Source organism: Plesiomonas sp. PI-19, assembly GCF_021368255.1.
GTDB classification, from domain to species: Bacteria; Pseudomonadota; Gammaproteobacteria; order Enterobacterales; family CAMTGL01; genus Plesiomonas; species Plesiomonas shigelloides.
Genome location: NZ_JAJNMQ010000001.1, coordinates 272,398 through 295,886 on the forward strand (window position 1 = coordinate 272,398; position 23,489 = coordinate 295,886).

Genomic DNA, 23,489 nt, shown 5'->3' on the forward strand with positions numbered 1-23,489 from the left:
GTTCACATTTTTGGCTGAAAATCTTCGCGCATTTTCTCGCCAATTCAGGTAGACTGGCGCCCGTTTTTTATATTGAGACTACGTCATGGCTGAATTAGAGACTACTTTTGCTGAACTGGGTTTGCCGACCCCGATCCTCACCGCCATCGAGAGCATGGGCTATGAAAAACCGTCGCCAATTCAGGCTGCGTGTATCCCTCACCTGCTGGAAGGCCGTGATGTTCTGGGCATGGCACAAACCGGTAGCGGCAAAACAGCGGCCTTTGCGTTGCCGATGTTAACCCGTATTCAGCCTGAAGTAGCCCGTCCTCAGGTACTGGTTCTGGCTCCTACTCGTGAGCTGGCCGTGCAGGTATCCGAGGCATTCGGTGATTTTTCCAAGCACATGAGCGGTCTGCGTGTTCTGGCCCTGTACGGTGGCCAGCGTTATGACATCCAGCTGCGTGCTCTGCGTCAGGGCCCACAGGTTGTGGTAGGTACACCAGGTCGTCTGCTGGATCACATCAAGCGTGGTACGCTGGATCTGTCCGGTCTGAAAGGTCTGGTTCTGGACGAAGCAGACGAAATGCTGCGCATGGGCTTCATCGAAGACGTTGAAACCATTATGGCTGAACTGCCGGAAGATCATCAGACCGCGCTGTTCTCCGCGACTATGCCGGATCCAATCCGTCGTATTACCCGCCGCTTCATGCGTGATCCGCAAGAAGTGAAGATTCAGGCTGCCGTGCGCACCACGCCAAACATTGCCCAGAACTACTGGACCGTGTATGGCATGAGCAAAAATGATGCACTGGTACGTTTCCTGGAAGCGGAAGATTTTGATGCTGCTATCATCTTCGTGCGTACTCGTACTGCAACGCTGGATGTGGCAGAAGTGCTGGAGCGTAACGGCTACAGCTGTGCTGCGCTGAACGGCGACATGACTCAGCCACTGCGTGAGCAAACTCTGGAGCGCCTGCGTAACGGTCGTCTGGATATCCTGATTGCGACTGACGTTGCGGCGCGTGGTCTGGACGTTGAGCGTATCAGCCTGGTTGTAAACTACGACATCCCATTGGATGCCGAGTCTTACGTACACCGTATCGGTCGTACTGGTCGTGCGGGCCGTAGCGGTCGTGCGCTGCTGTTCGTCGAGCCGCGTGAGCGTCGTCTGCTGCGTAACGTTGAGCGCACCATGAACGTGAGCATTCCAGAAGTGGATCTGCCGACTAACGCGCTGCTGGCACAACGCCGCATCGAGCAGTTCAAGTCTAAGATTGCGCTGCAACTGGAAAACCACGATCTGGCCGCTTACCGTGAGCTGCTGAATGGTCTGATGGGCGAAGAGCAAGATCCAGCGGATCTGGCTGCTGCGCTGCTGATGATGGCGCAAGGCGATCGTAAACTGATCCTGCCTGCAGATCCGGTGATTGAGCGTCGTCCACGTCGTGAATTCCGTGACCGTGATGAGCGCGGTGGTCGTGACCGTCGTGACAGCCGTGATGGTCGTCGTGATGATCGTCCACGTCGTGATGGCGATCGTCCAGAGCGTCGTGAGCGTCGTGATGTGGGCCCAATGGACGTTTACCGTCTGGAAGTGGGTCGTGATGATGGCGTGGAAGTTCGTCATATCGTGGGCGCGATTGCCAACGAAGGCGATCTGAGCAGCCGTTACATCGGTAACATCAAGCTGTTTGACAGCCACTCTACTGTGGAACTGCCACGTGGTATGCCGTCTGACATGCTGGATCACTTTACCCGTACCCGCATTCTGAACAAACCAATCCGTATGCAACTGGTGGGTGAAGCGTCTCCACGTCCAGAGCGTCGTGAAGGTGGTGATCGTCCACGTCGCGAAGGCGGTGATCGTCCGCGTCGTGAAGGTGGTGATCGTCCACGCCGTGAAGGCAGTGATCGTCCACGTCGTGAAGGCGGTGACCGTCCACGCGGTAGCTTCGGCAACGGTGAGCGTCGTAGCGGTGAGCGTAGCCACAGCGGCGAGCGTCGTGAGCGTCGCGAGCGCAGCCAAGACTAAGTGCTGCTCAGTCTAAGCGATGCATCGCTAAGGCTAGCGCCGTAAGGTTCGAGAAATAAAAAAGCCCGTCACTGTGACGGGCTTTTTTTATGCCTAGTATCAGATCACAACGTCAGTGGCGATCAGGCGGCAAGCAGTGAGCTACGTTTACTCTTGCAGTACTAAACCGGCTAAGGCTTTCCAGTAGCCGTTGCACTCCTGGGCTTGCGCTAAGGCCAGCGGTTGACGACCTTGTTCATTGGCGCGAAAACGGCGCAGCATGTCCAAGGTATCTAGCCCCAGCGGCGAGAGGCGGACACTGTCGACCAGCCCATGCATCGCTTGCAGTTCATTACCGAGGTTGTAGCAGTAGCCGCTTTGGGTCTGGATCCCGTTCAGGGTAAAGACTTTTTGCTGCTCTTGTGAGTAGATCTGGCGGCCATTTGGGTAATTGATGCAGCAGGTGGCGCATTCATCTTTTGGCAAATTCTCCGCGCGCGCAGTAAAGCAGCGTGCCGAGTAAGCCAGCGGCAGATAGCCATAGCTGAACACTTCCACCTCGAATTTATCGCGGATCCCGAGCTCGTCACATTGGGTCAGTAAGTTGCACAGCCAATCGCGTGACAGCTCTACCGGCATGCACCAACGCTGCATCCCTTTTTGCTGCAATATTTTCAAGGTATGGGCGTTATAGCAATTGAGCGCAGGACCGGCCACAAAGGGCAGTTGCCGTTCGGCAGCCAGTGTGACCCCAGCCAGATCATTGGCTTCGATACGAAACTCGCCATTGTCGACCAAGCGCCGCAGTTGGGTGATTTCGGAAGGGGCTTCCAGCAGCGCCATGGTGGAGAGCACCACTTCTTTGCCGGTGGCCGACAGCATACGCGCCAGCTCCAGCCAATCAGCGAATTTCAGCTCACGGCGCTTGCTGCAGACGGTTTCGCCCAGATAAATGATGTCGGCATCCGACTGACTGGCCGCCTGATAAAAGGCTTCCATTTGAGCTTTGGGCCAGAAGTACAACACAGGGCCTAAGGCATATTTCATCGGTCGGCTCTCCTTTACTGCCATTTGCGGTGATACGCGCCGAGGGTCGTTTGGCGACCTTCCGAGACGGCGTCGAGCGCTTGCATCCACGCCGGCTCTGGACGGAAGTTGCTCGGATCGGCTTGATAGCGGTCAATTGCCTGACGCCACACTTTTGTGATCTGGCTGACATACGCCGGGCTGCGTTGGCGACCTTCAATTTTCACAGACGCAATGTTGGCGGCAAACAGCTCCGGCAGCAGATCGAGTGTATTTAAGCTGGTCGGCTCTTCCAAGGCATGGAACGGTGCGCCTTCACTTTGGTAGCGGCCTTTGCACAGGGTTGGATAACCGGCATGCTCGTGATCGGCGTAGCGGTCAATCAGCACATCGTTCAGCCGGCACTCGAGGCCCTGCTCGGTTTGTTGCCAGCGCACAAAGCGAGCCGGTGAACAGGCACCCACAGTATTTGGCGATTCGCCAGTGAGGTAGGACGACAGATAGCAACGCCCTTCGGCCATGATGCACAGGCTGCCAAAGGCAAACACTTCGAGCGGCACGCTGCTGCTGCGCGCCAGCTGTTTAACCTGATGGATAGAGAGCACGCGCGGTAGTACCACGCGGGCGACATCAAATTCTTGTTGGTAGAAGCGGATCGCTTCGCTGTTGGTGGCCGAGGCTTGCACGGAGACATGGCGCTCAATGTGCGGATAGCGGCGCGCGGCATAGTCCAGCATCGCCAAATCGGCCAAGATCAGGGCATCGGCACCCATTTGCGCCGCCATGTCGACCGCACGCTGCCAGCGCGCGAAGCCGTCAGGATGGGCAAAGGTGTTGATGGCCACATGCAGCTTACGCTGGTGGCGGCGGATGTAGCTTACTGCTTCATCCAGCTTGCGTTCGGTAAAGTTGAGACCGGCAAAGTGCCGGGCATTGGTGTCATCCTTGAAGCCGATATATACCGCATCTGCGCCGTTATCGACTGCCGCTTTGAGAGCAGGCAGGTTACCTGCGGGGCAAAGCAATTCCATATTGCGTTATCCTGTTGAATCTAACGGAGTAAAAACGCGATATTACGTGCTTTATCCGCGCATAATGTTGATATGCCGCAGTAAGCACGCGCATTTTTCCGTTCGGTTAACCGCTGGCCGCCGTCTTCATGCTGGGGCGCAGCAGTTGCTCGATCTCCTTGACCGGCATTGGTTTGAAGAAGTGGTAGCCCTGAATGCCATCGCAGTTTAGACCGGCAATCAAGGTGGCCTCTTCGTGAGTTTCCACCCCTTCCATGATCACGTGCATATTGAGCGATTTGCCCAGATTGATGATGCTCTCGACAATCGCCACTTGTTTGGGATTATGCAGAATATCGAGGATAAAGCTGCGGTCGATTTTCAGCTCATCAAACGGGAAATTGGCCAGATAGGAGAGCGAGGAATATCCGGTACCAAAATCATCAATCGACAGCACAAAGCCTTGGGCGCGTAGCTCTTGCAGTAACCGTGCGGCATGCTCTTGATCGGTCATCACCGCGTTTTCGGTGATCTCTAAAATGATGCGCCCAGGCGGGATCTGGTAGTGCTGTTGTAACGCCAGCACTTCGTTGAGCAGACCTGGGTTGGCAAATTGCTGCGGCGATAAGTTGATCGACACCTGACCGGGATTGAGCCCTTGTTTGAGCCAGCGCTGCACGGTGGCAAACACTTTTTCCATCACTACGCGGCCAAGCCAGTCAATCAGGCCGGCTTTTTCCGCGACCGGAATAAAGCGTGCGGGGCTGATAAAGCCTTCGGTGGGATGTTTCCAGCGTACTAACGCTTCCATACCAATCAGGCGAAAATCGCGGGTATTCACTTTCGGTTGGAAATAGACATCCAGCTCGCTTTTGCTCAGCGCTTTTTGCAGCTCCACTTCCAGCCACAGACGTAAGCGCGCTTCGCGATTCATCTGCGGTTGGTAGCAGGCCAGCCGGTTACGCCCTTGCGCTTTGGCATCATACATGGCGGTATCGGCGTGCTGCAGCAGATGGTGCGCTTCGTGGCCATCACCGGGGAAGACCACGCAGCCAATTGAGCAGGAGAGCTGTTTGCGCACCTGTTGCAGATCGAGTGGGTTTTTAATCGCGCGGATCAGGCTGTGGCCATACTGTTTGGCCGCATCTTGGCTAGTGTTCGGGAGGATGATGCCGAACTCATCGCCACCAAAATAGCCCAAGATGGCATTTTCGGGAAGGTGACTGCGTAGACGCGAGGCGATTTCGATCAGCACCTTGTCACCGACATGATGGCCTAACGAGTCGTTGATATTCTTGAAGTTATCCAGATCCAGATACAGCATCGACAGCGGGATATTGGCGCGGATCATGCTTTGCAACTGGCGCAAGGTGCTGTGGCGATTGAGCAAGCCGGTCAGCGGATCGCGCTGTTGCAGGTCGTCTGGCAGGCGATTGTCGCTGCGCATAATCACCATTTGCGCCGGATTTCCCATCGCGGTGATCGGCATCGATTGCAAACTGATGCGTTTACGCTGGCCCACTGCGGGCGCGGTATTCAGAATATGTTGCTGACAGTGGCTCAGCTGCTGGTGCAGCTGCTCAGGGATGTTGCCGGAGTGTGGGTCGCGCAAAAACTCCTGCAATGGCTTTCCGAGCAATTGCTGGGAATTGGTAACGCCAAGAATGCGCGCAGTGGACTCGTTAGCAGAGACAATGATGCCATCTTCCAGAATGCAAAATCCGTCATCCAGCATGGAGATCAGATTTTGGCAGTAGCGCTGCGTCTCTTGCAGGCTATCGAGCAACTGGTGCTTTTCGGTGACATCCGCGCCTTGGAACAGATAGCCACACAGTTGGCCTTCGTTGTGCGTCTGTTGGCCGAGCACCGGCGTGATGCAAAAATGGTAGCTGTTTGGCAGTGCGGCTTGCAGCATCACTTCGCCTTGTACGGTGGCCCCGGTCGCCGCCCGCACCAGATACGGATGCATGGATTGGTACAGTTCGCGCGGTAACAGGCGCGCTAGCGGTTTTTGCAGTTGGCCATCAGGTGTCAGGCCGAGGGTGCGGTAAAACTGCTCATTGGCCATCTGCAGGCGCAAATTGGCATCGAATACAGCAAACATGAACGAGCTGTACTGGGTTAGCTGGGCGAGTTCCGCCGTCAACGTTGAAAGCAGCATGTAAAATCATCCCCAAGTGCCAAGCTTTGGCGGCAATCATCAAAAAAGTGGTTCTCTAGCCGGGTGTCACGTTTATAGTTTTTTGTCTTATTTATTACTTAGCGGCATTTTCGCGAATAAATTAATATGTGAACCGCCAATAGGGAAGGGCATAAATGCCAATATCGTGACATGCTGCGAAACTTCAACTTTCTTGACGCAGGCCGTTATCCCGAAGCGTTGGCTGGGATACACTCAGAGATTGGTTTAAAAAGATACGATACTGGCTGACGGCCAGTCGAGTTCACGCGAGGAGAGAGGTTCAAGGTGCTGACGCAATTACAGGCACGACTGGTTAAAGAGGCCCCGCGCTTTTTGCGCATGCCGCTGCAGTGGGTCCCATTTGGGGTACAAAAGCAGGCGCTGGAGCAACTGCTGGGCTGGATGTTCCGTCAGGCGATGGAAGATGGCGAGCTGGATTTTCTGCAGCATCGCTGGTTGCAAGTCGAGGTGCCGGATCTGAACCTGAGCTGGTTTGTCAGTGTGCAAAATGCGCAGTTGGTGGTGGCCAAGCAGGCCCAACCGGATGTGATTTTCCGGGGTAACACCAATGAGCTGATCTTGATTGCGGCCCGTGTGGAAGATCCCGATACGCTGTTTTTCCAGCGTCGGTTGACCATTGAGGGTGACACCGAACTTGGGCTGTATGTGAAAAACCTGCTCGATGCTTTGGATATGGAGCAGATGCCAAAACCGTTACAGGCGCTGTTGCAACAGCTGGCGCAGTTTATTCAAAAAGGGCTGGCTGCTCAGCCGGCTGCGAACACTCAGGCGATAACATCATGCTGATTCGCGTTGAAATTCCGGTGGATGCCCAACCGGTCGCTCAGTTACTTAACCGCGCTTTTCCTTCTCCGGCGGAAGCCGAGTTGGTTCAGGCGCTGCGTGAAGCCGGCCAGTTGACGTTGTCGCTGGTGGCGGTGGATGATGAAGGTCAGTGCATTGGTTATCTGGCGTTTAGCCCGCTGCTGTTAGATGGCAACGATTACCAGTGGGTGGCGTTAGCACCACTGGCCGTGGATCCGGCCTATCAGGGGCAAGGCATTGGCCAAGCGCTGGTGCAAGAGGGGCTTAATAGCCTGAATGAGTTTGGCTATGCGGCGGCGGTCGTGCTGGGTGACCCACGCTATTACGCGCGCTTTGGTTTTGCGCCGGTCAGTGCGGATGTCGCGCCTTGCCCGTGGTCAGAGTATCAAAGCGCTTTCCAACTGCTGAAACTGGACAGTTTCCAAGCGCCACAAGCGCCGGTGCAGGCGGTCAATTATGCGGAGCCGTTTAGCCACTTGTAGCACGATTTTATTTGCACAAGGTTTACATAACTTGACACAAAATAGAGGTGACAGGCGTTAGACTGTCACCTCTATTTCTTTTTGTGTGCTCTGAGATCTTCAATTCATGACAGGTATCGTTGTTCGTTGCAGTGTGGCCCTGATGCTGGGCTGGCTAAGCAGTACGGCGCTGGCGCAGGGGAAACCTGATGCGCAGGCCGTGAAGGCCGTAAGTGTGGGCGTCCAACCGGTGGAAGAGGCGGTGCTGAGCCGTAAATTGCCCCTGGTCGGCAGCCTGATTGCCCGCCAAGGGATCACCTTGCAGTCTCAGGTGGAAGCCAATCTAGTACGGGTGAACATGCCGCAAAGTGGCCCGGTACAGCAAGGTCAGGTGTTGTTGCAGCTCGATGATGCACAGGCGCAGGCGGCGTTAGCCGAAGCGCGTGCCACAGCTACCGATGCCGAGCGTAAGCTGCAGGAGCTGTCACGTTTGGCCAAGGTGAAAGCGGTATCGAACACTGAGCTGGAATCGCAGCGCGCGGCGGTGGCGATCGCCAAGGCTAAAGTCGCTTCGGCGCAGGCTACCGTGGATAACTACCGCATTGTGGCGCCGTTTAGCGGTGAGGTTGGCCTGTATACCCTGACGCCGGGGCAGTTGATCAAAAAAGATACCGCCATTACTTCACTGGATGACCTGTCGCAGATGACGCTGGATATCAGCGTGCCGGAGAAGTTTTTATCTCAGCTCAGCATTGGCTCGCCGGTTTCGGCCACCACCGATGCGCTGCCGGGAGAGGTGTTCTCTGGCGTGGTGGCACACAAAGATATTCGTTTGGATAACATCACCCTTAACGGCAAGGTGCGGATCCGGTTTGAAAACCCGCAGCATTTATTGCGGCCGGGCATGTTGGTGAAAGCCGAGTTGCAATTAGATACCCGCAAATTGCCGCTGATCCCATCGCGGGCGTTGCTGTTCCAAGGTGAGCAGCGCTATGTGTTTGTGGTGGAAGACGGGAAAGCAGTACAAAAGCCGATTCGCATTGAGCGCATTTACGATGACCAAGTTGCCGTAGCTGACGGTTTACGCGCCGGTGATCAGTTGGTGGTTGACGGTACGGTCAAACTGCGTCCGGGCGTGGCGGTTCAGGCATTACCGATGGCGGGAGCGAAGGCCGCCGTATCGGCGCCGGCTGCAACCAATAAGGATACCAGCGGGAAGGTGCTGCCATGATTTTGGCCGACGTATCATTACGCCGTCCGGTACTGGCGGTGGTGATCAGTTTGCTGATGCTGGTGTTTGGTCTGGTGTCTTTCCAGCGTTTGGAAGTGCGTGAGATGCCGGAGACCGAAAAGCCGGTGATCTCCATCAGTACCTCTTACAGCGGCACCTCGGCGGCGGTGATGGAAAGTCAGGTCACCAAGGTGCTCGAAGACCAGCTTTCTGGGCTGTCTGGCTTGAGCTCGATTCAGTCGAGCTCGCGCTATGGCCGTTCTAGCATCAATGTTGAATTTGACGCTGACCGCGATCTGGACTCCGCTGCCAACGACGTGCGCGAAGCGGTATCGCGCGCCACGCGTAAGCTGCCGGACGATGCCGATCCGCCGGTGGTGTCCAAGTCCGGTAACAACGACGATGTGATCATGTGGATCACGCTGGCGGGTTCGACGCTAGACCCCGTCGCGTTGTCGCGCTATGCCACCGAAGTACTGGAAAAGCGTCTGCTGCTGATTGATGGCGTGAGCTCAGTGAACATGTCCGGCTATCGCTCGCTGGTGATGAATATTCGTCTTGATCCGGCGGCGATGGCGGCGCGTGGGGTGACTGTGGCGGATATCAACAGCGCCCTGCGTAAAGAGAACGTCGAACAACCTGCCGGTGAGCTGCGTACCGCTGATTTGCAGATGTCGGCGCGGATCACCCGCAGCTTTAACTCCGCCGAAGATTTCTCGCGCATCGTGGTGCGTAGCACCGACGGCGAGCCAGTCTATCTGGGCGATGTGGCAACCCTCGAAGAGGGCGCGCGCGATAACGATTCGTTGTATCGCGCCAATGGTGAAAACGTGGTGGGGCTGGGCATCGTGCGCCAATCTCAGTCCAACACCGTGGATGTGACTCATCGTGTGAAGGCTGAGCTGGATAACCTGCGTCAGAACCTGCCGCAAGGGGTGTCGATCAGCATCGGTTATGAAAGTGCCCAGTTCATCGAAAGCGCCATTGATGAGGTGTACAACACCTTGGCGATCACCGCCGGTCTGGTGGTGCTGACGATTTATCTGTTCTTGGGCAGTCCGCGCGCCACCTTGATCCCGACGATTACGGTGCCGGTGTCGCTAGTGGCGGCTTTTATCTCCGCATTGGTGTTCGGTTTTTCCATCAACCTGATCACCTTGATGGCGCTGGTGTTGGCCATCGGGCTGGTGGTGGATGATGCGATTGTGGTGCTAGAAAACGTGCACCGGCATCTGGAAATGGGGCGCTCGCCGCTGGCGGCGGCGTGGCATGGTACCCGTGAGGTCGGCTTTGCCGTGGTCGCCACCACCGCGGTGCTGGTGGCGGTGTTTGTGCCGGTGCTGTTTTTAACCGGCACTGTGGGACGTATTTTCGCGGAATTTGCCATGCTGCTTAGCGCCGCAGTGGTGTTCTCCAGTGTGATAGCACTGACCTTAACGCCGGTGATGTGCGCGCGCTTGTTGCGCTCTGAAATGCCGCAAAACCGCCTGACGCGTGCCTTTGGCAATCTGGTGACCACGGCTGCGGCGCTGTATCGTCGTTCGCTGCAAGTGACTCAGCGTCGCCCTCTGTGGGCACCATTGGTGCTGGTGGCGCTGCTCGGTGCGAGCTATCTGCTGTATCAGCAGATCCCGCAGGCGCTGACGCCAAAAGAAGACCGCGGTAGCATCTTTATCATGACCCGCGCGGCTGAAGGGGCAGGCCCAGAGCTGATGCAGCGTAACATGCTGGAGCTGGAGCGCCGTTTGCAGCCGCTGTTAAAGCAAGGTGTGGCGGAAAATATCACGGTGCGAACTCCTGGGTTTGGTGGGGCGGTGAACTCCGGTATGGCGATGATCACCTTAAAACCGTGGGAAGAGCGTAGTCAGAAAGCCTCCGATTTAGTCGGCTTTATTGCCAAAGCGACGGCCGATTTACCGGGGATGCGGATTGTACCGATTTTGCCATCCAGCTTGCGTGGCAGCTCCGATAATCCGGTACAGTTTGTGTTGGGCGGACCGGATTACGAGCAGCTCAAACAGTGGATGGATACTCTGCTCAAAGCTGCCCGTGAAAACCCAGGGCTGACCGATATCGATATCGATTACCGCGAAACCACGCCGGAGTTAATGCTGGATGTGGATCGTGCGCTGGCCAACCAGCTGGGGATCCCGGTGGCGGATATTGCCAGCACCTTGCAAACCGTACTCGGCGGCAGTGATGTCACCACCTTCGCCAAAGACGGCGAAGAGTACGATGTCTATCTGCGCGGCCTGAAGCAAAACTTCCGAGGCGCGGAAGACTTGGCGCAGATTTATCTGCGTGCCAAAAATGGGCAGCTGGTGTCGGTATCGACGTTGATTAATGGTCAGGAGAAGGCTTCAGCTTCTACCTATTATCACTACAACCGTAATAAGTCGATCACCTTGTCCGCCAACTTGGCGCCGGGGTATGACTTAGGACAAGCACTGGACTTCCTCGATACGCAAGCGCGCACCTTGTTACCGGCACAAGCGATTGTTGACTACAAGGGCGAGTCACTGGAGTACCGCACCAATCAGGGCAATATCCTGTTTGCTTTCGGCATGGCGATGGTGGTGGTTTATCTGCTGCTGGCGGCGCAATTTGAAAGCTTCGTTCACCCGTTGGTGGTGATGCTGACCGTACCGCTAGGGGTAGCCGGTGGCCTGTTTGGCCTGTGGGTTACTGGGATGTCGCTTAATATCTACAGCCAGCTTGGCATGATCATGCTGGTGGGATTGGTGACCAAAAACGGGATCTTGCTGGTGGAGTTTACCAATCAGCTGCGCGATGCCGGTCAAAGCTTTGCTGAGGCGATTTTGAATGCGGCGGAAACCCGTTTTCGCCCGATCATGATGACGGCGCTGACCGCGATTATTGGTGGGATCCCGCTCATCTTCGCCTTTGGTGCAGGTGCCGAAGGGCGACAGGCGATCGGTATTGTGGTGGTGTTCGGCATGGCGATCGCGTTGGTGCTGACGCTGTATATCGTACCGGCCATGTACGCGTTACTGGCGCGGCGCACCGGCTCACCGGATGATGCTTCGCGCCGTTTGGAGCAGGCGTTGGCCGATGATGAGCTGGCCGAATTGGCCGGTGAAAAAGGGCGGCTGCCTTAACCGCGCTCAAAACTCGCCACTGACGCGATGCTGAGTTAGAGGGATAAAAAGCCTGCTTTTCCGAGCAGGCTTTTTTATTGGTCAGCGTGCGGCTGCACACGTTGCAAGAATGTGTAAGGCAGCTCCAAAACAGAGCAATTACGGGCGCTTAACCTCTGGTCGCTTCTTAAAATAGGGTTTTTCAGGGGGGAGTGTGGTCATGCAGGGAAAGAGTGGTTGGGGATGGGGCCTGTTGGCGCTGTCGTTATGTACCCAGGCGGCGGAAGTGCCGTTGGGGATGCCGTTGGCCAGTGAGCAGGTGTTGGTGCGGGCAAACGGCCAAGATCCGCAGCAGTTAGATCCCAATACGGTAGACGCGGATTTTGCCACTCAGGCGGTACTGTCGGATCTGTTTGAAGGACTGGTGCAAGAAGATGATAACGGCACCATTATCCCGGCACAGGCTGAGCGTTGGGAAGCCTCGGCGGATGGCAAATCGATCACCTTCTGGCTGCGTGATGCCGCGCGCTGGTCGGATGGTCAGCCGGTTTTGGCGCAGGATTTTGTCTTGGGCTGGCAACGGGCGGTGAACCCGAAGCTGCGCATCAGTAACCGCAATTATCTGGCCGAGGCGGGAGTCGCCAATGCCGAGCTGATTGGTAAAGGCAAGCTGAATCCAGAAAAACTGGGCGTCTCGGCACTGGAGCCGAAGGTGCTGCAAGTGACCTTTGATAAGCCGATGCCGTTTTTTATGTCGATGCTTTCACTGCCATCGTTTATGCCTGCGCCATCGCATCTGGTGCAACAAGGCATTGCTTATCCGGCTGGGCCATTGGTCAGTAACGGCGCTTTCATGCTGGAAGAGTGGACGGTCGGTAAGCAGTTACAGCTGATGAAAAATGCCCACTACTGGGACAACGCCCATACGGTGCTGGCCAAAGTGGTGTATTTGCCGCAGCGTTTTGCCCAGAGCGATATTCCGCGTATCGAGCAGGGTAACCTGCACATGACCGACAATGTGCCGGGCAGTCAGTATCGCCGTATTCAGAACAGTGTGCCGGAGTCGCTGCGGGCGTTTAACCTGCTCGGGCTGTACCAGTTCAGTTTGAACAACCGCCGTCCGCCGCTGGTGGATAACAATATTCGCCAAGCGCTGTCGATGGCGGTTAACCGTGAGCTGATCACCGATACCTTAAGCGGACAGTTGGTGAAGCCGGCCTACACCGTGATCCCCGATAATGTACCGCAATACCTGCCGGTGACGGCGGAGTTTGCCAGTGAGCCGCTGCGTATGCGTCAAGATCAGGCGCGCAAGTTGCTGGAAGCGGCCGGTTTTAGCGCTGAAAAACCGCTGCAAATTGCCCTGTCATATCGCGATGACGATGAGCAGGAGCGTTTAGCCAACACCGTGGCCTCAATGTGGAAGGTGATTGGGGTGAAGGTCGAGATGAATCGTTTGACCGATCCAGCGTTTCGCGCCAGCCGCTATACCAATCACTATGATGTGGTCGGCACCTATATTTATGGCGACTACAACGAGCCCTCTGCGCTGTTGAATGATTTTCGCTGCTATAACCCGTCGAACCTTAGCGGTTATTGCAACAAAGAGTTTGATTTGATCTTGGATCAGGCGCAATCGGCAGATGCCGATCAGCGTGGTGTGCTGTATCGCCGCGCCGAAGAGCTGTTACTCAAGTCAACACCGTTGGTGCCGGTATTCCATGACACTAAAACACGGTTAGTCAGTGCCACCTTGCAAGGGCTACCGCAAATCAGTCCGCGAGGCATTGTGTTAAGTAAAAATTTGTATTTGATCGAAGGTTAAATAATTGTATTAATTTGGAGGTAAAGTTATATTCTTTACCTCCAACGATTAATTTAATAACAAAACTATTTCCATATATGTGTTAGCTTTGCGATATATAAATATCCGCGCCATGAAGTGTCGGCTATCTTATTGATTATAAATGGCTTCGTGAATCGCTATGCGCAATTCGTGACTGCAATCACATGTAATACAAAATCAATTAGGCTTGATTTTGAAAGATGATCTGTGTCATGTTAATTGCAACTGCGAGGCGTAATATATTCCTCATGCAATACACCATTATTTATAGATATTATTTCCAGAAGAAGATAGCCAAATATGGCAAGGGAGATTGGAAATGAAAGGCTTGTCAATAATGAAACATATTCGGCGGACCAGACATCTGATGATGCCTATCTACCGTAGCTATTTTTCTTTTGCTTTCTTCTACTATAGATAATCCTGCCTTCATCCGGTGGCTGCTGCCTGTTTGTGGTGTGTCATCGTCTATTACCCGGCATGGAAAGGTCAACGTGACATTTTCGCCCGGAGTAAAGTTACTCTCAGTGTGTACCGGTCAGACTGCCAGTCTGTCCTAAGACTAACCTCCTGAACGCGTTGCTTCGGGCTGGGTGTCGCATCACAACTGAAGTGGCTTGTCGTTGATAACACAATTTATACAGCACAAATAGGTTCATCCGCACGGTGATCTGCTGCCTGTGTACATAATACGTAAAATTAAATTTTAGTTGATATTAAAAGTAGTTCCATAAAGGGGTGTTTATGGAGTTGGCCTTTTAAAAAGACATACGTTTAATTGCGTTTGTAGTACAGTGCGTAAAAATTTCATACTGAAACCAGTCCAGTAATAAACCTATTTATTACTGCGGGATTTCTTACGCCAAAAATAAGACTACATCGCAACGTAATACCGCGTGGCTCGGTAAACAATAATCGGAATATATCCGTAACGATTATTTGGTAGATGTTATTTACCGAACATGCTGCGTCATACCCTAAATTTAACAATGTCATTTTTAATAAATAGAGATAATGTTGCCATGAAAACTTTAAAAATAGCTGCCAGTGACAGTGTGTTATCCTGTTTCGACACGGAACGTGAAATTACGAATGTTCATACCACCGATTTCTCTGATATCGCGGCCATCGTAGTTTCTGTTCAAGACATCCACGACGGTATTCTGGATAAAATCCACGCGACCGGCCTGTCTATCCCGACTTTTGCAGCGGTGTGCTGTGAAGAAGAGCTGTCTGCTGAGGTGCTGCCACAGCTGACCGGGGTGTTCGAGCTGTGTGGTGAGAATACTGACTTCTACGGTAAGCAACTGGAGTCTGCGGCGCAGCGTTATGAAGAGAACCTGCTGCCACCATTCTTCAATACCTTGAAGCAATATGTGGAAATGGGTAACTCAACCTTCGCTTGCCCGGGTCACCAAGGTGGTCAATTCTTCCGTAAGCATCCTGCCGGTCGTCAATTCTTCGAGTTCTTCGGTGAAACGCTGTTCCGTGCGGATATGTGTAACGCCGACGTGAAACTGGGTGACCTGCTGATCCACGAAGGTGCACCATGCGACGCGCAAAAACACGCCGCTAAAGTGTATAACGCGGATAAAACCTACTTCGTTCTGAACGGGACTTCTGCATCCAACAAGGTAGCCACTAACGCGCTGCTGGCTCGTGGTGACTTGGTGCTGTTTGACCGTAACAACCACAAATCCAACCACCATGGTGCGCTGTTGCAAGCCGGTGCGACCCCTGTGTATCTGGAAACGGCCCGTAACCCATTTGGTTTCATCGGTGGTATCGATGCGCACTGCTTTAGCGAAAAATACCTGCGTGATGAAATCCGCAAAGTTGCGCCAGAAAAAGCCAAGGCCAAACGTCCGTTCCGTTTAGCCATCATTCAGCTGGGTACTTACGACGGTACTATCTATAACGCTCGTCAAGTGGTGGATAAGATTGGTCACCTGTGTGACTACATCCTGTTTGACTCTGCATGGGTAGGTTACGAGCAGTTCATCCCAATGATGAAAGACTGTTCACCGCTGCTGCTGGATCTGAACGAAAACGACCCAGGCATCATCGTGACCCAGTCTGTGCACAAGCAACAAGCTGGCTTCTCTCAGACCTCACAAATTCACAAAAAAGACAGCCACATCAAGGGCCAAGACCGTTATTGCAACCACAAACGCTTTAACAATGCCTTCATGATGCACGCCTCTACCAGCCCGTTCTACCCTCTGTTTGCGGCGCTGGATGTGAACGCCAAGATGCACGAAGGCGAAAGCGGTCGTCGTCTGTGGATGGAATGCGTTAAAAACGGTATCGAAGCGCGTAAATTGCTGCTGGAAACTTGCAGCATGATCAAACCGTTCGTACCGGTTACCGTGGATGGCCGTAAATGGCAGGATCACGATACCGAGGTGATGGCTAATGATCTGCGCTTCTTCAATTTCGTGCCGAGTGAGAAGTGGCATGGCTTTGAAGGCTATCAAGAACATCAATACTTTGTTGACCCTTGTAAGTTTATGCTTACAACACCGGGCATTGATGCTGCTACGGGGGAATATACTGAATTTGGTATCCCAGCCACCATTTTGGCGAACTTCCTGCGTGAAAACGGCATCATTCCAGAGAAGTGTGACTTGAACTCTATTCTCTTCTTGCTGACTCCAGCAGAAGATATGGCTAAGTTGCAACACCTTATTGCACAAATTGCACGTTTTGAGCGCTATGTAGCAGAAGATGCTCCATTAAGTGAAGTGTTGCCGAATGTGTATCGGAGTAACGAGGCTCGTTATCGCGGTTATACTATTCGTCAACTGTGTCAGGAGATGCATAACCTGTACGTCAGCTATGATGTGAAACAGCTGCAAAAAGAGATGTTCCGTCAAGCTCACTTCCCGAAAGCGGTAATGAACCCGCAGGATGCCAACATTGAGTTTATCCGCGGCAACGTGGAGCTGGTTCCGCTTTGCAAGGCCGAAGGCCGTATCGCGGCGGAAGGTGCACTGCCATATCCACCTGGAGTTCTGTGTGTTGTTCCAGGCGAAGTGTGGGGCGGTGCGGTACAGCGTTACTTCCTGGCGCTCGAAGAGGGCATCAACCTGCTGCCAGGCTTCTCGCCTGAACTGCAAGGTGTCTACATCCAAGAAGAGGACGACGGTACTAAACGTGCGTACGGCTATGTAATGAAACAGTAAGCCGTCGTCAGGGGAGATGTACTAAGTAAGGTGCACGGATTACCGGCACAGACCGGTAATCCCTTCAGAATCTTCACTCTTCAAATCCTACCTCGGCAATGGCGTGTGCTGTTGCCTTGGCGGGGTATTACCTGAGAGTCAGTATTATGAGCAAACAAAATAATAAGATGGGGGTGGTGCAATTAACCATCCTGACCGCTGTGAACATGATGGGTTCGGGCATTATTATGCTGCCGGCCAAATTGGCACAGGTTGGTACCATTTCGATTCTGTCATGGCTGGTAACCGCTTGTGGTTCGATGGCGTTGGCGTTCGCCTTTGCCAAGTGCGGGATGCTGAGCCGTAAAAGTGGCGGTATGGGCGGCTATGCTGAGTATGCCTTCGGTAAGTCTGGTAACTTCATGGCGAACTACACCTATGCGGTGTCGTTGCTGATTGCTAACGTGGCGATTGCTATCACCGCGGTGGGCTACGGTACTGAGTTGTTTGGCGTGACCTTAAGTCCAGTCGGGATCTGTATTGCGACTATCGCGGTGCTGTGGATCTCTACAGTGGCTAACTTTGGCGGCGCGAAAATCACCGGTCGAATCAGTGGTGTTACCGTGTGGGGCGTGATCATCCCAGTCGTGGGGGTGTCTGTAATCGGTTGGTTCTGGTTTAACGGCAGTACCTATACTGCGGCGTGGAACCCACACGATAAGCCATTCTTCGAAGCGGTGGGTGCGTCTATCTCCATGACCTTGTGGGCGTTCTTGGGTCTAGAATCTGCCTGTGCTAACTCCGATGCGGTAGAAAACCCAGAGAAAAACGTGCCGATCGCGGTGATGGGCGGTACCTTGGCGGCTGCAGTTATCTATATCATTTCTACTAACGTGATTGCCGGTATGCTGCCAAACGCTGATTTAGCGGCTTCTTCAGCGCCGTTCGGTCTGGCTTTCTCGTACATGTTTAACCCAATGGTCGGTAAGATTGTAACTGCACTGGCGGTGCTGGCTTGTGTTGGCTCTCTGTTGGGCTGGCAGTTCACCATCGCGCAAGTGTTCAAGAGCTCTGCAGACCAAGGCTACTTCCCGAAACTGTTCTCCAAAGTCACCAAGGCCGATGCGCCAGTTAAGGGTATGATCTTGCTGACCGTGATCCAAACTGGTTTGGCGCTGATGACCATCAGTCCATCGCTGATCAAGCAGTTTGAGATCTTGGTAAACTTGGCGGTGGTGACCAACCTGATCCCGTATATCCTGTCGATGGCGGCGGTATTTATCATGCAGCGTTTGGCAAAAATCCCGGCCTCTAAGGCGCGCTTTGCCAACGTTATTGCCTTCATCGGTGCGATCTACAGCTTCTATGCGCTGTATGGATCCGGTGAGCTGGCGATGATGTGGGGTGCGATTGCGACCTTCTTCGGTTGGACTCTGTATGGCTTTATCGCTGATCGTTTCGAGATTCAGCCGGCTATCGAGATGGCAACTAGCAACACCGATAGTGATGCATCAGCGCAAAATAGCGGTGCGGTGACTTCCGCGTAACCGCGCGACAGCAAGATTCAATACACTATTTCGCCCTGCCTATTTTCTCCAGGTGCGGCGGGTTTGGACAGGAGCACGCTTCGCGGCGGCTCCTGTTTTTTTATGCCTGCTGTTTTATGCAGGTCTTTTTTATTGTGTGCGCCAATGGTCGACTTTTGCCACAATGCTCAGCAGCTCCCTCATACTTAAGCCGGATAAGAGAAACGCTGTGTCATCCTTTGAATATTCCCTGTCGCCTTGCCCCGATGATTCTGACCCGCTAACTGCGGGGAGCGCGCTGGTTGAGGCTTCGCCTGCGCTCAGTGCAGCACTGCCAGCGGCGTCTTGCTGGTGGCTGTATATGGTGCGGATGGCCGATGGGCGGCTATATACCGGCATCAGTACCGATGTGGCGCGCCGCTTTAGCCAGCATGTGAACGGCAAAGGGGCACGTGCTTTGCGCGGCAAAGGGCCGTTGGCGCTAGTGTGGCAGCAGCAAGTGGGCGCGCACAGTGTGGCGCTAAAACTGGAGTATCGCCTTAAGCGCTGGCGTAAAGCACGCAAAGAGGCGTTGATTAACTCACCGATGCTATTTGCTGAGTTACAGGCGCAGCTTGAATCGGAGTATGCCCTTCCTACTTGAAGCTGCCGCGGTGTTGGGTTGCTGATTCGTGCGTAAGGGAAGTAACGAAAAAAATAGAGCAGAAGGCGGCGAAGGATAACGAGATGAAAAAGGAAAATGGGTAAGCTCATAACGCCAATAACAAAAAAGCCTCCGAAAATTCGGAGGCTTTCTTATATGGTGCTGGCTATCGGAATCGAACTGATGACCTACTGATTACAAGTCAGTTGCTCTACCTACTGAGCTAAGCCAGCGTAAATCTTAAATTCTGTGGTGCCCGGACGCGGAATCGAACCACGGACACGGGGATTTTCAATCCCCTGCTCTACCGACTGAGCTATCCGGGCAGCTCGTGCTGCGTATTAAACGAAAATCGCGTTATAGAGTCAAGCGATATGCGAAATTACCCGAACTGTTTGATTAAATAGTGTTCTTGTGGCGTTTTTTTGCCCGTAATGCACGTACATTGACGCTCTAGCGCGGCGAGCGTTTAGCCAAGATACGCCAGCAGGTGATGCAGATCGTGTGGTGAAATCGTGGCTTTCTGATTGCTGGCCAGCACCCAAATACTTAAGGAGGTGGCGTCATTGAGGGTCAGGATGATGTTGGCGTGCTCCTTGATGGCCCGTTGATGCTGTTTTTTCAGCTTGGTGGCGGAATAGTCATGGCGCAGTTCGCAATCGGGTAGCAAGGCGTGCAGCTGATGGCCGAGTAACAGCATTTGGCTGAGCAGTGCTGGGTCTTCACAAGTGAAGCATATTTTCGGGTGTGTTGGCGCGGGCGCTGGCAGCGCTAAGGTGTCGAGCAGCAGCAGTAAACGCTCGATGCCGATGGCAAAACCGGAGGCCGGCAGCTGATAGCTACAGAACAAATTGACCAAGCCATCATAGCGCCCACCACCGCAGACCGTGCTTTGGGCGCCGAGCTTATCGGTGATCCATTCAAATACGGTGCGGGTGTAGTAATCCAAGCCGCGCACTAAGCGTGGGTTGATGGTATAGGCAATACCGGCGCGCTCTAAGGTCGCGCAGACAGAGTGAAAATGCTGGCGCGACTCGGCGCTTAAGTAATCGAGCAGTTGCGGCGCATCTTCCAGCATGCCTTGCATGTCGGGGTTTTTGCTATCGAGAATCCGTAGCGGATTCTTATCGAGGCGGATCAGGCTGTCGTCGTCGAGTAACTCGCGGTGCTGCTCAAAGTAGCTGACCAGTGCGGCGCGGTGTTCGGCACGCTCTTCTGGGGTGCCTAGTGAGTTGATTTCTAGCCGTACATGCTGCGCAATCCCTAGCGCGGTGAAGATGTCATGGGAGAGCAAGATCAGCTCGCTGTCGATCTCCGGCCCCGCCATACCAAAGGTTTCGACGCCAAACTGGTTAAACTGGCGCAAACGGCCTTTTTGCGGCCGTTCATAGCGGAACATCGGCCCTTGGTACCACAGGCGCTGTGTGGTGTGGTAGCACAAGTCATTTTCGATAATCGAACGTACACAGCCACTGGTGCCTTCAGGGCGCAGGGTGATGTGTTCGCCAGACTTATCAGTAAAATCGTACATCTCTTTGGCGACGATATCGGTCGCCGCGCCCACCGCGCGTTGAAAGAGCTCAATCGGCTCTAAGATCGGCAAGCGTATTTCTTGGTAGCTGTAACGGCGCATAATAGTGCGCAGGGTTGCTTCCACCCATTGCCACTGCGGTGTTTCGCTGGGCAATATATCTTTCATGCCGCGAATCGATTGAAATTGCATTATTCGATACTCCTTATCTCATCTTATTCAGACGGTGATACATAAAAGGCTGCGTGACATTTCTGACACGCAGCCTTGGCTAGAGGGAGTGAATTACGCTACTTGCTGGGTTTCATCAGCAATCACATCATTGATCAGGCTATCAATACTTTCATGGGTCAGATGGTGAGCGGAAACCACCATGTGCGCCAGACCGTTAGAAATGGCCAGACAATGTTTTTTCCAAACGTCTTCAGATGGACATGGGAACACCACGGTAATGGAGTTCTTATTCCGCCAAGCATTGACACCGGCTTTTTGGAATTGCTGCACCGCATATTCTGCCAGCTCCATACAACGGGTGATGCGTTGTTTCCATTCGGTAAAGGTGTGGCTATTAATGGCTTCCCACATCATCAGTGGAGTATGGCCATTACGTGAGCCGGTAATGGTTTTATCGTGAGCCGCGATGTAATCAATTTCTACGGAGATTTGATCCACATTTTTCTTTTTGGCAATCACAATACCGCATGGAATGGGTGAACCAATCATTTTGTGGCCGGACACCCCAATTGAGTCGATACCGTCGGCGAAAGTAAACGCTTGTGGATGATCAACGAATGGCAAAATCATCCCACTTAATGCGGCGTCTGCGTGAATATAATAATCTTCACGTTTGATACCTAATGCGGCGATCCGTTTTTGGATTTCGGCGATATCATCAATGGCACCTTTTACGGTAGTGCCAACGTTGGCAAAGATAATCGGGTGTTTTTCTCCATCCGCTTTGATTTTGGCAATTAAATCGTCATAGTCGATTTCACCATTGTCTTGTGATTCGACAACCTGAGATTTAATGCGCAGCAACTTAACAATTTTGGCTACAGAGTAGTGGGTGTCTTTGGAGTAATACAGGGTGCTGTTCGGGTACAGTTCGCGCGCCAGATAGCAACCAAACATATTACCTTCAGTACCACCGTTGGTGACATAGCCCCAAGAATCTTCAAATGGGATTTTGAATAAATCAGCAAAATACTCGATAACTTCTTTTTCAAAGTCAAAAGAGTTTAGCAAGTAGTTGCAATACTCAGCCCAGTCACCACAGTTATTGAGCGAGAAACGCAGGAAACGTTCTAAATTGGTGTAATCAAAATCAGCAGATTCTGGGTAGCCGATATTGAAATATTGATTTTTAACACAGTGAGCCCAGAAAGCGTCCAGTTTGTTTTGGTTTTCGATAGATAAAGTCATTTTAATTACTCTCTTATTAGATTCAGAACTGAATTAGATATCTGCGTTAACAACCACTTTCCCCGCGTGCGCTTTTTTGGCCGCGACAAAGGAGTACAGAGGAATAGTGCACAGCAGCATGACAACACCCCAGAAGATGGAGTCATTACCGGAGCCCAGCAGCGCGAAGATGGAATAGACCATACCGAGTGCGGTCAGTAGCGCATAAACATAGAATTTACGGCCAGTATCCAGTTTCTTGGCGGCCATGATGATTGGCAGAGCAATGATGGCGTACATGTACGGCAGCAGTGAGGCGAATACCGACATCAAGATAATGATCTGGAATTGGTCAGCCAGGTTAGGTGACGCGGTCATCAGTAGCACAATGCTCATCAGCACACCGGTGAAGATCAAGCTCTTCATCGGCACGTTGTTTTTATTCACCTCACCAAAGAATTTCGGGAACAGCCCTGATTTGGCACCGGCTTTTGGCGCTTCAGATTGTAAGATTAACCAGCCAGAGATAGAGCCAAAGCAGGCAATGATACTTAAGGCTGATGCAATATTACCGGCCATTGGGCCAAACATATATTGAGCAGCAGCGGCAAATGGCGCAGGGGATTTAATTAATACTTCGTGAGGAACAATACCCATAATCACTGCGCAGCTACCGACATAGCATACGGAGGTAATTAATAACCCATACACAGTGGCTTTCGGCACGGTTTTCTCTGGATCTTTAACTTGGCCAGAGGCGACCACCGCTGATTCAACCCCCAAGAAGCCCCACAGTGCAATCGATGCTGCGGATAAGATCGCATGCATATTGCTACCACCGGTGCCGTTATAAACTTGGGAATAAGTTTGTGGGTTAAACCAAGCCCAACCGACTAAGCCAACACCCAGAATAACAATCAGACCACACAAGGCAGTAAATGATTGTGCTTTAGTCGCCACATTAGCACCGAAGCTGGCGAGGGCAATAAAGGCCCACAGAATACAGATGGCGGTAACACTACCAATAGTAGGGTCTTTTAATTCGGGGAAGAAGAAACTTAAATAACCAACACCGGCAACCAGTAAGGCAACGTTACCAATCCAAGCACTAATCCAATAGCAAATGGTGCTTTGAAAACCAATAAATGGGCCAAACGCATCATTCGCATACGCCACAATGCCGCCATCTTTCGGATTGATTAAACTGGTTTTGGCAAATACCAGTGCCAGTGACATTACGCCGATAATGGTAATTAGCCAACCATAAATTGAAATGGAGCCGATACCGGCCAAGTTGGTCGGCAGCATAAATACACCCGATCCCATCATGTTTGATGCAGTCACTAACGTTAGTGCGAGCACACCTATTTTGTGTGCCTGAGATACACTCATATCAGACATTGTTATTCCCTGGATTAAATTGTGATTTTATGGGTGCGCAAATTTATTCCATCGATAACGGTGAGCCAATTTACAGACGTAATAAGGCCGCACGGATCAATAGATATGAAAAGATAAATTTGTGCTGTATGGGATAAAAGCTATTAGAGAA

The 23,489-nt window shown here is 52.9% G+C and carries 16 protein-coding genes and 2 tRNA genes; 10 read left to right on the forward strand and 8 right to left on the reverse strand.

From position 1 onward, the window contains the following. Positions 1-85 precede the first annotated feature (85 nt). Positions 86-2,014, forward strand: coding sequence for a DEAD/DEAH family ATP-dependent RNA helicase (locus LQ901_RS01225; RefSeq protein WP_010864592.1), 1,929 nt, complete (start codon positions 86-88; stop codon positions 2,012-2,014). A gap of 147 nt (positions 2,015-2,161) precedes the next feature. Here the strand turns inward: LQ901_RS01225 and LQ901_RS01230 are convergent, their stop codons facing one another. The 3 genes from LQ901_RS01230 to LQ901_RS01240 form a co-directional block, all read right to left on the reverse strand. Further along, a complete protein-coding gene (locus LQ901_RS01230) occupies positions 2,162-3,040 on the reverse strand; it encodes a U32 family peptidase (protein ID WP_010864591.1) in 879 nt (292 codons plus the stop codon). A gap of 14 nt (positions 3,041-3,054) precedes the next feature. Next, positions 3,055-4,050: a peptidase U32 family protein gene (locus LQ901_RS01235; RefSeq protein ID WP_010864590.1), complete on the reverse strand. Its 996-nt coding sequence runs from the start codon at positions 4,048-4,050 to the stop codon at positions 3,055-3,057. A gap of 106 nt (positions 4,051-4,156) precedes the next feature. Beyond that, positions 4,157-6,190 (reverse strand): bifunctional diguanylate cyclase/phosphodiesterase, encoded by a 2,034-nt coding sequence (locus LQ901_RS01240; RefSeq protein ID WP_233671919.1) that lies wholly within the window; start codon positions 6,188-6,190, stop codon positions 4,157-4,159. 306 nt (positions 6,191-6,496) lie between these two features. Here LQ901_RS01240 and LQ901_RS01245 point away from each other — a divergent pair, with 306 nt between their 5' ends. From LQ901_RS01245 to LQ901_RS01280, 9 genes are all read left to right on the forward strand, one after another. Next, positions 6,497-7,018, forward strand: coding sequence for an SCP2 domain-containing protein (locus LQ901_RS01245; RefSeq protein WP_039045858.1), 522 nt, complete (start codon positions 6,497-6,499; stop codon positions 7,016-7,018). Continuing rightward, positions 7,012-7,518 carry a GNAT family N-acetyltransferase gene (locus LQ901_RS01250; RefSeq protein ID WP_010864587.1) on the forward strand — a complete coding sequence of 169 codons (507 nt, stop codon included), beginning with the start codon at positions 7,012-7,014 and terminating at the stop codon, positions 7,516-7,518. Before LQ901_RS01245 ends, LQ901_RS01250 begins: the two co-directional genes overlap by 7 nt. Before the next feature lie 106 nt (positions 7,519-7,624). After that, positions 7,625-8,728, forward strand: coding sequence for an efflux RND transporter periplasmic adaptor subunit (locus LQ901_RS01255; protein WP_152135726.1), 1,104 nt, complete (start codon positions 7,625-7,627; stop codon positions 8,726-8,728). After that, entirely contained in the window at positions 8,725-11,847 is a 3,123-nt protein-coding gene (locus LQ901_RS01260; RefSeq protein ID WP_152135725.1) for an efflux RND transporter permease subunit, read from the forward strand. Before LQ901_RS01255 ends, LQ901_RS01260 begins: the two co-directional genes overlap by 4 nt. 199 nt (positions 11,848-12,046) lie before the next feature. Continuing rightward, positions 12,047-13,651, forward strand: coding sequence for an ABC transporter substrate-binding protein (locus LQ901_RS01265; protein WP_233671920.1), 1,605 nt, complete (start codon positions 12,047-12,049; stop codon positions 13,649-13,651). Positions 13,652-13,991: 340 nt separating this feature from the next. Next, positions 13,992-14,093 (forward strand): leader peptide SpeFL, encoded by a 102-nt coding sequence (speFL, locus tag LQ901_RS16850; protein ID WP_071596488.1) that lies wholly within the window; start codon positions 13,992-13,994, stop codon positions 14,091-14,093. Between the two features lie 601 nt (positions 14,094-14,694). Next, complete coding sequence (speF, locus tag LQ901_RS01270; protein ID WP_233671921.1) at positions 14,695-16,857, forward strand: ornithine decarboxylase SpeF; 2,163 nt, start codon at positions 14,695-14,697, stop codon at positions 16,855-16,857. A gap of 146 nt (positions 16,858-17,003) precedes the next feature. Next, positions 17,004-18,383, forward strand: coding sequence for a putrescine-ornithine antiporter (gene potE / locus LQ901_RS01275; protein WP_081995635.1), 1,380 nt, complete (start codon positions 17,004-17,006; stop codon positions 18,381-18,383). 310 nt (positions 18,384-18,693) lie between these two features. Next, a complete protein-coding gene (locus tag LQ901_RS01280) occupies positions 18,694-19,005 on the forward strand; it encodes a GIY-YIG nuclease family protein (RefSeq protein WP_039045894.1) in 312 nt (103 codons plus the stop codon). Between the two features lie 157 nt (positions 19,006-19,162). Here LQ901_RS01280 and LQ901_RS01285 read toward each other — a convergent pair. The 5 genes from LQ901_RS01285 to hdcC form a co-directional block, all read right to left on the reverse strand. Beyond that, a tRNA-Thr gene (locus tag LQ901_RS01285) sits at positions 19,163-19,238 on the reverse strand. A gap of 17 nt (positions 19,239-19,255) precedes the next feature. Beyond that, positions 19,256-19,331: transfer RNA gene (locus LQ901_RS01290), tRNA-Phe, on the reverse strand. Between the two features lie 143 nt (positions 19,332-19,474). Next, on the reverse strand, positions 19,475-20,728 hold the full coding sequence (hisS, locus tag LQ901_RS01295; protein ID WP_064978175.1) for a histidine--tRNA ligase: 1,254 nt from the start codon (positions 20,726-20,728) through the stop codon (positions 19,475-19,477). Positions 20,729-20,821: 93 nt separating this feature from the next. Further along, entirely contained in the window at positions 20,822-21,958 is a 1,137-nt protein-coding gene (locus tag LQ901_RS01300; protein ID WP_064978174.1) for a histidine decarboxylase, read from the reverse strand. Positions 21,959-21,991: 33 nt separating this feature from the next. Beyond that, on the reverse strand, positions 21,992-23,338 hold the full coding sequence (gene hdcC, locus LQ901_RS01305) for a histidine-histamine antiporter (RefSeq protein WP_152135722.1): 1,347 nt from the start codon (positions 23,336-23,338) through the stop codon (positions 21,992-21,994). Positions 23,339-23,489: the final 151 nt, after the last annotated feature.

What these genes read in the sequence shown, in the direction of transcription:
- LQ901_RS01225 (WP_010864592.1), top strand. Translation starts at nt 86, where the DNA reads ATGGCTGAATTAGAGACTACTTTTGCTGAACTGGGTTTGCCGACCCCG.
- LQ901_RS01240 (WP_233671919.1), bottom strand. Translation starts at nt 6,190, where the DNA reads ATGCTGCTTTCAACGTTGACGGCGGAACTCGCCCAGCTAACCCAGTAC.
- potE (WP_081995635.1), top strand. Translation starts at nt 17,004, where the DNA reads ATGAGCAAACAAAATAATAAGATGGGGGTGGTGCAATTAACCATCCTG.
- hisS (WP_064978175.1), bottom strand. Translation starts at nt 20,728, where the DNA reads ATGCAATTTCAATCGATTCGCGGCATGAAAGATATATTGCCCAGCGAA.
- LQ901_RS01235 (WP_010864590.1), bottom strand. Translation starts at nt 4,050, where the DNA reads ATGGAATTGCTTTGCCCCGCAGGTAACCTGCCTGCTCTCAAAGCGGCA.
- LQ901_RS01300 (WP_064978174.1), bottom strand. Translation starts at nt 21,958, where the DNA reads ATGACTTTATCTATCGAAAACCAAAACAAACTGGACGCTTTCTGGGCT.
- speFL (WP_071596488.1), top strand. Translation starts at nt 13,992, where the DNA reads ATGAAAGGCTTGTCAATAATGAAACATATTCGGCGGACCAGACATCTG.
- hdcC (WP_152135722.1), bottom strand. Translation starts at nt 23,338, where the DNA reads ATGTCTGATATGAGTGTATCTCAGGCACACAAAATAGGTGTGCTCGCA.
- LQ901_RS01255 (WP_152135726.1), top strand. Translation starts at nt 7,625, where the DNA reads ATGACAGGTATCGTTGTTCGTTGCAGTGTGGCCCTGATGCTGGGCTGG.
- LQ901_RS01265 (WP_233671920.1), top strand. Translation starts at nt 12,047, where the DNA reads ATGCAGGGAAAGAGTGGTTGGGGATGGGGCCTGTTGGCGCTGTCGTTA.
- LQ901_RS01260 (WP_152135725.1), top strand. Translation starts at nt 8,725, where the DNA reads ATGATTTTGGCCGACGTATCATTACGCCGTCCGGTACTGGCGGTGGTG.
- LQ901_RS01230 (WP_010864591.1), bottom strand. Translation starts at nt 3,040, where the DNA reads ATGAAATATGCCTTAGGCCCTGTGTTGTACTTCTGGCCCAAAGCTCAA.
- speF (WP_233671921.1), top strand. Translation starts at nt 14,695, where the DNA reads ATGAAAACTTTAAAAATAGCTGCCAGTGACAGTGTGTTATCCTGTTTC.
- LQ901_RS01250 (WP_010864587.1), top strand. Translation starts at nt 7,012, where the DNA reads ATGCTGATTCGCGTTGAAATTCCGGTGGATGCCCAACCGGTCGCTCAG.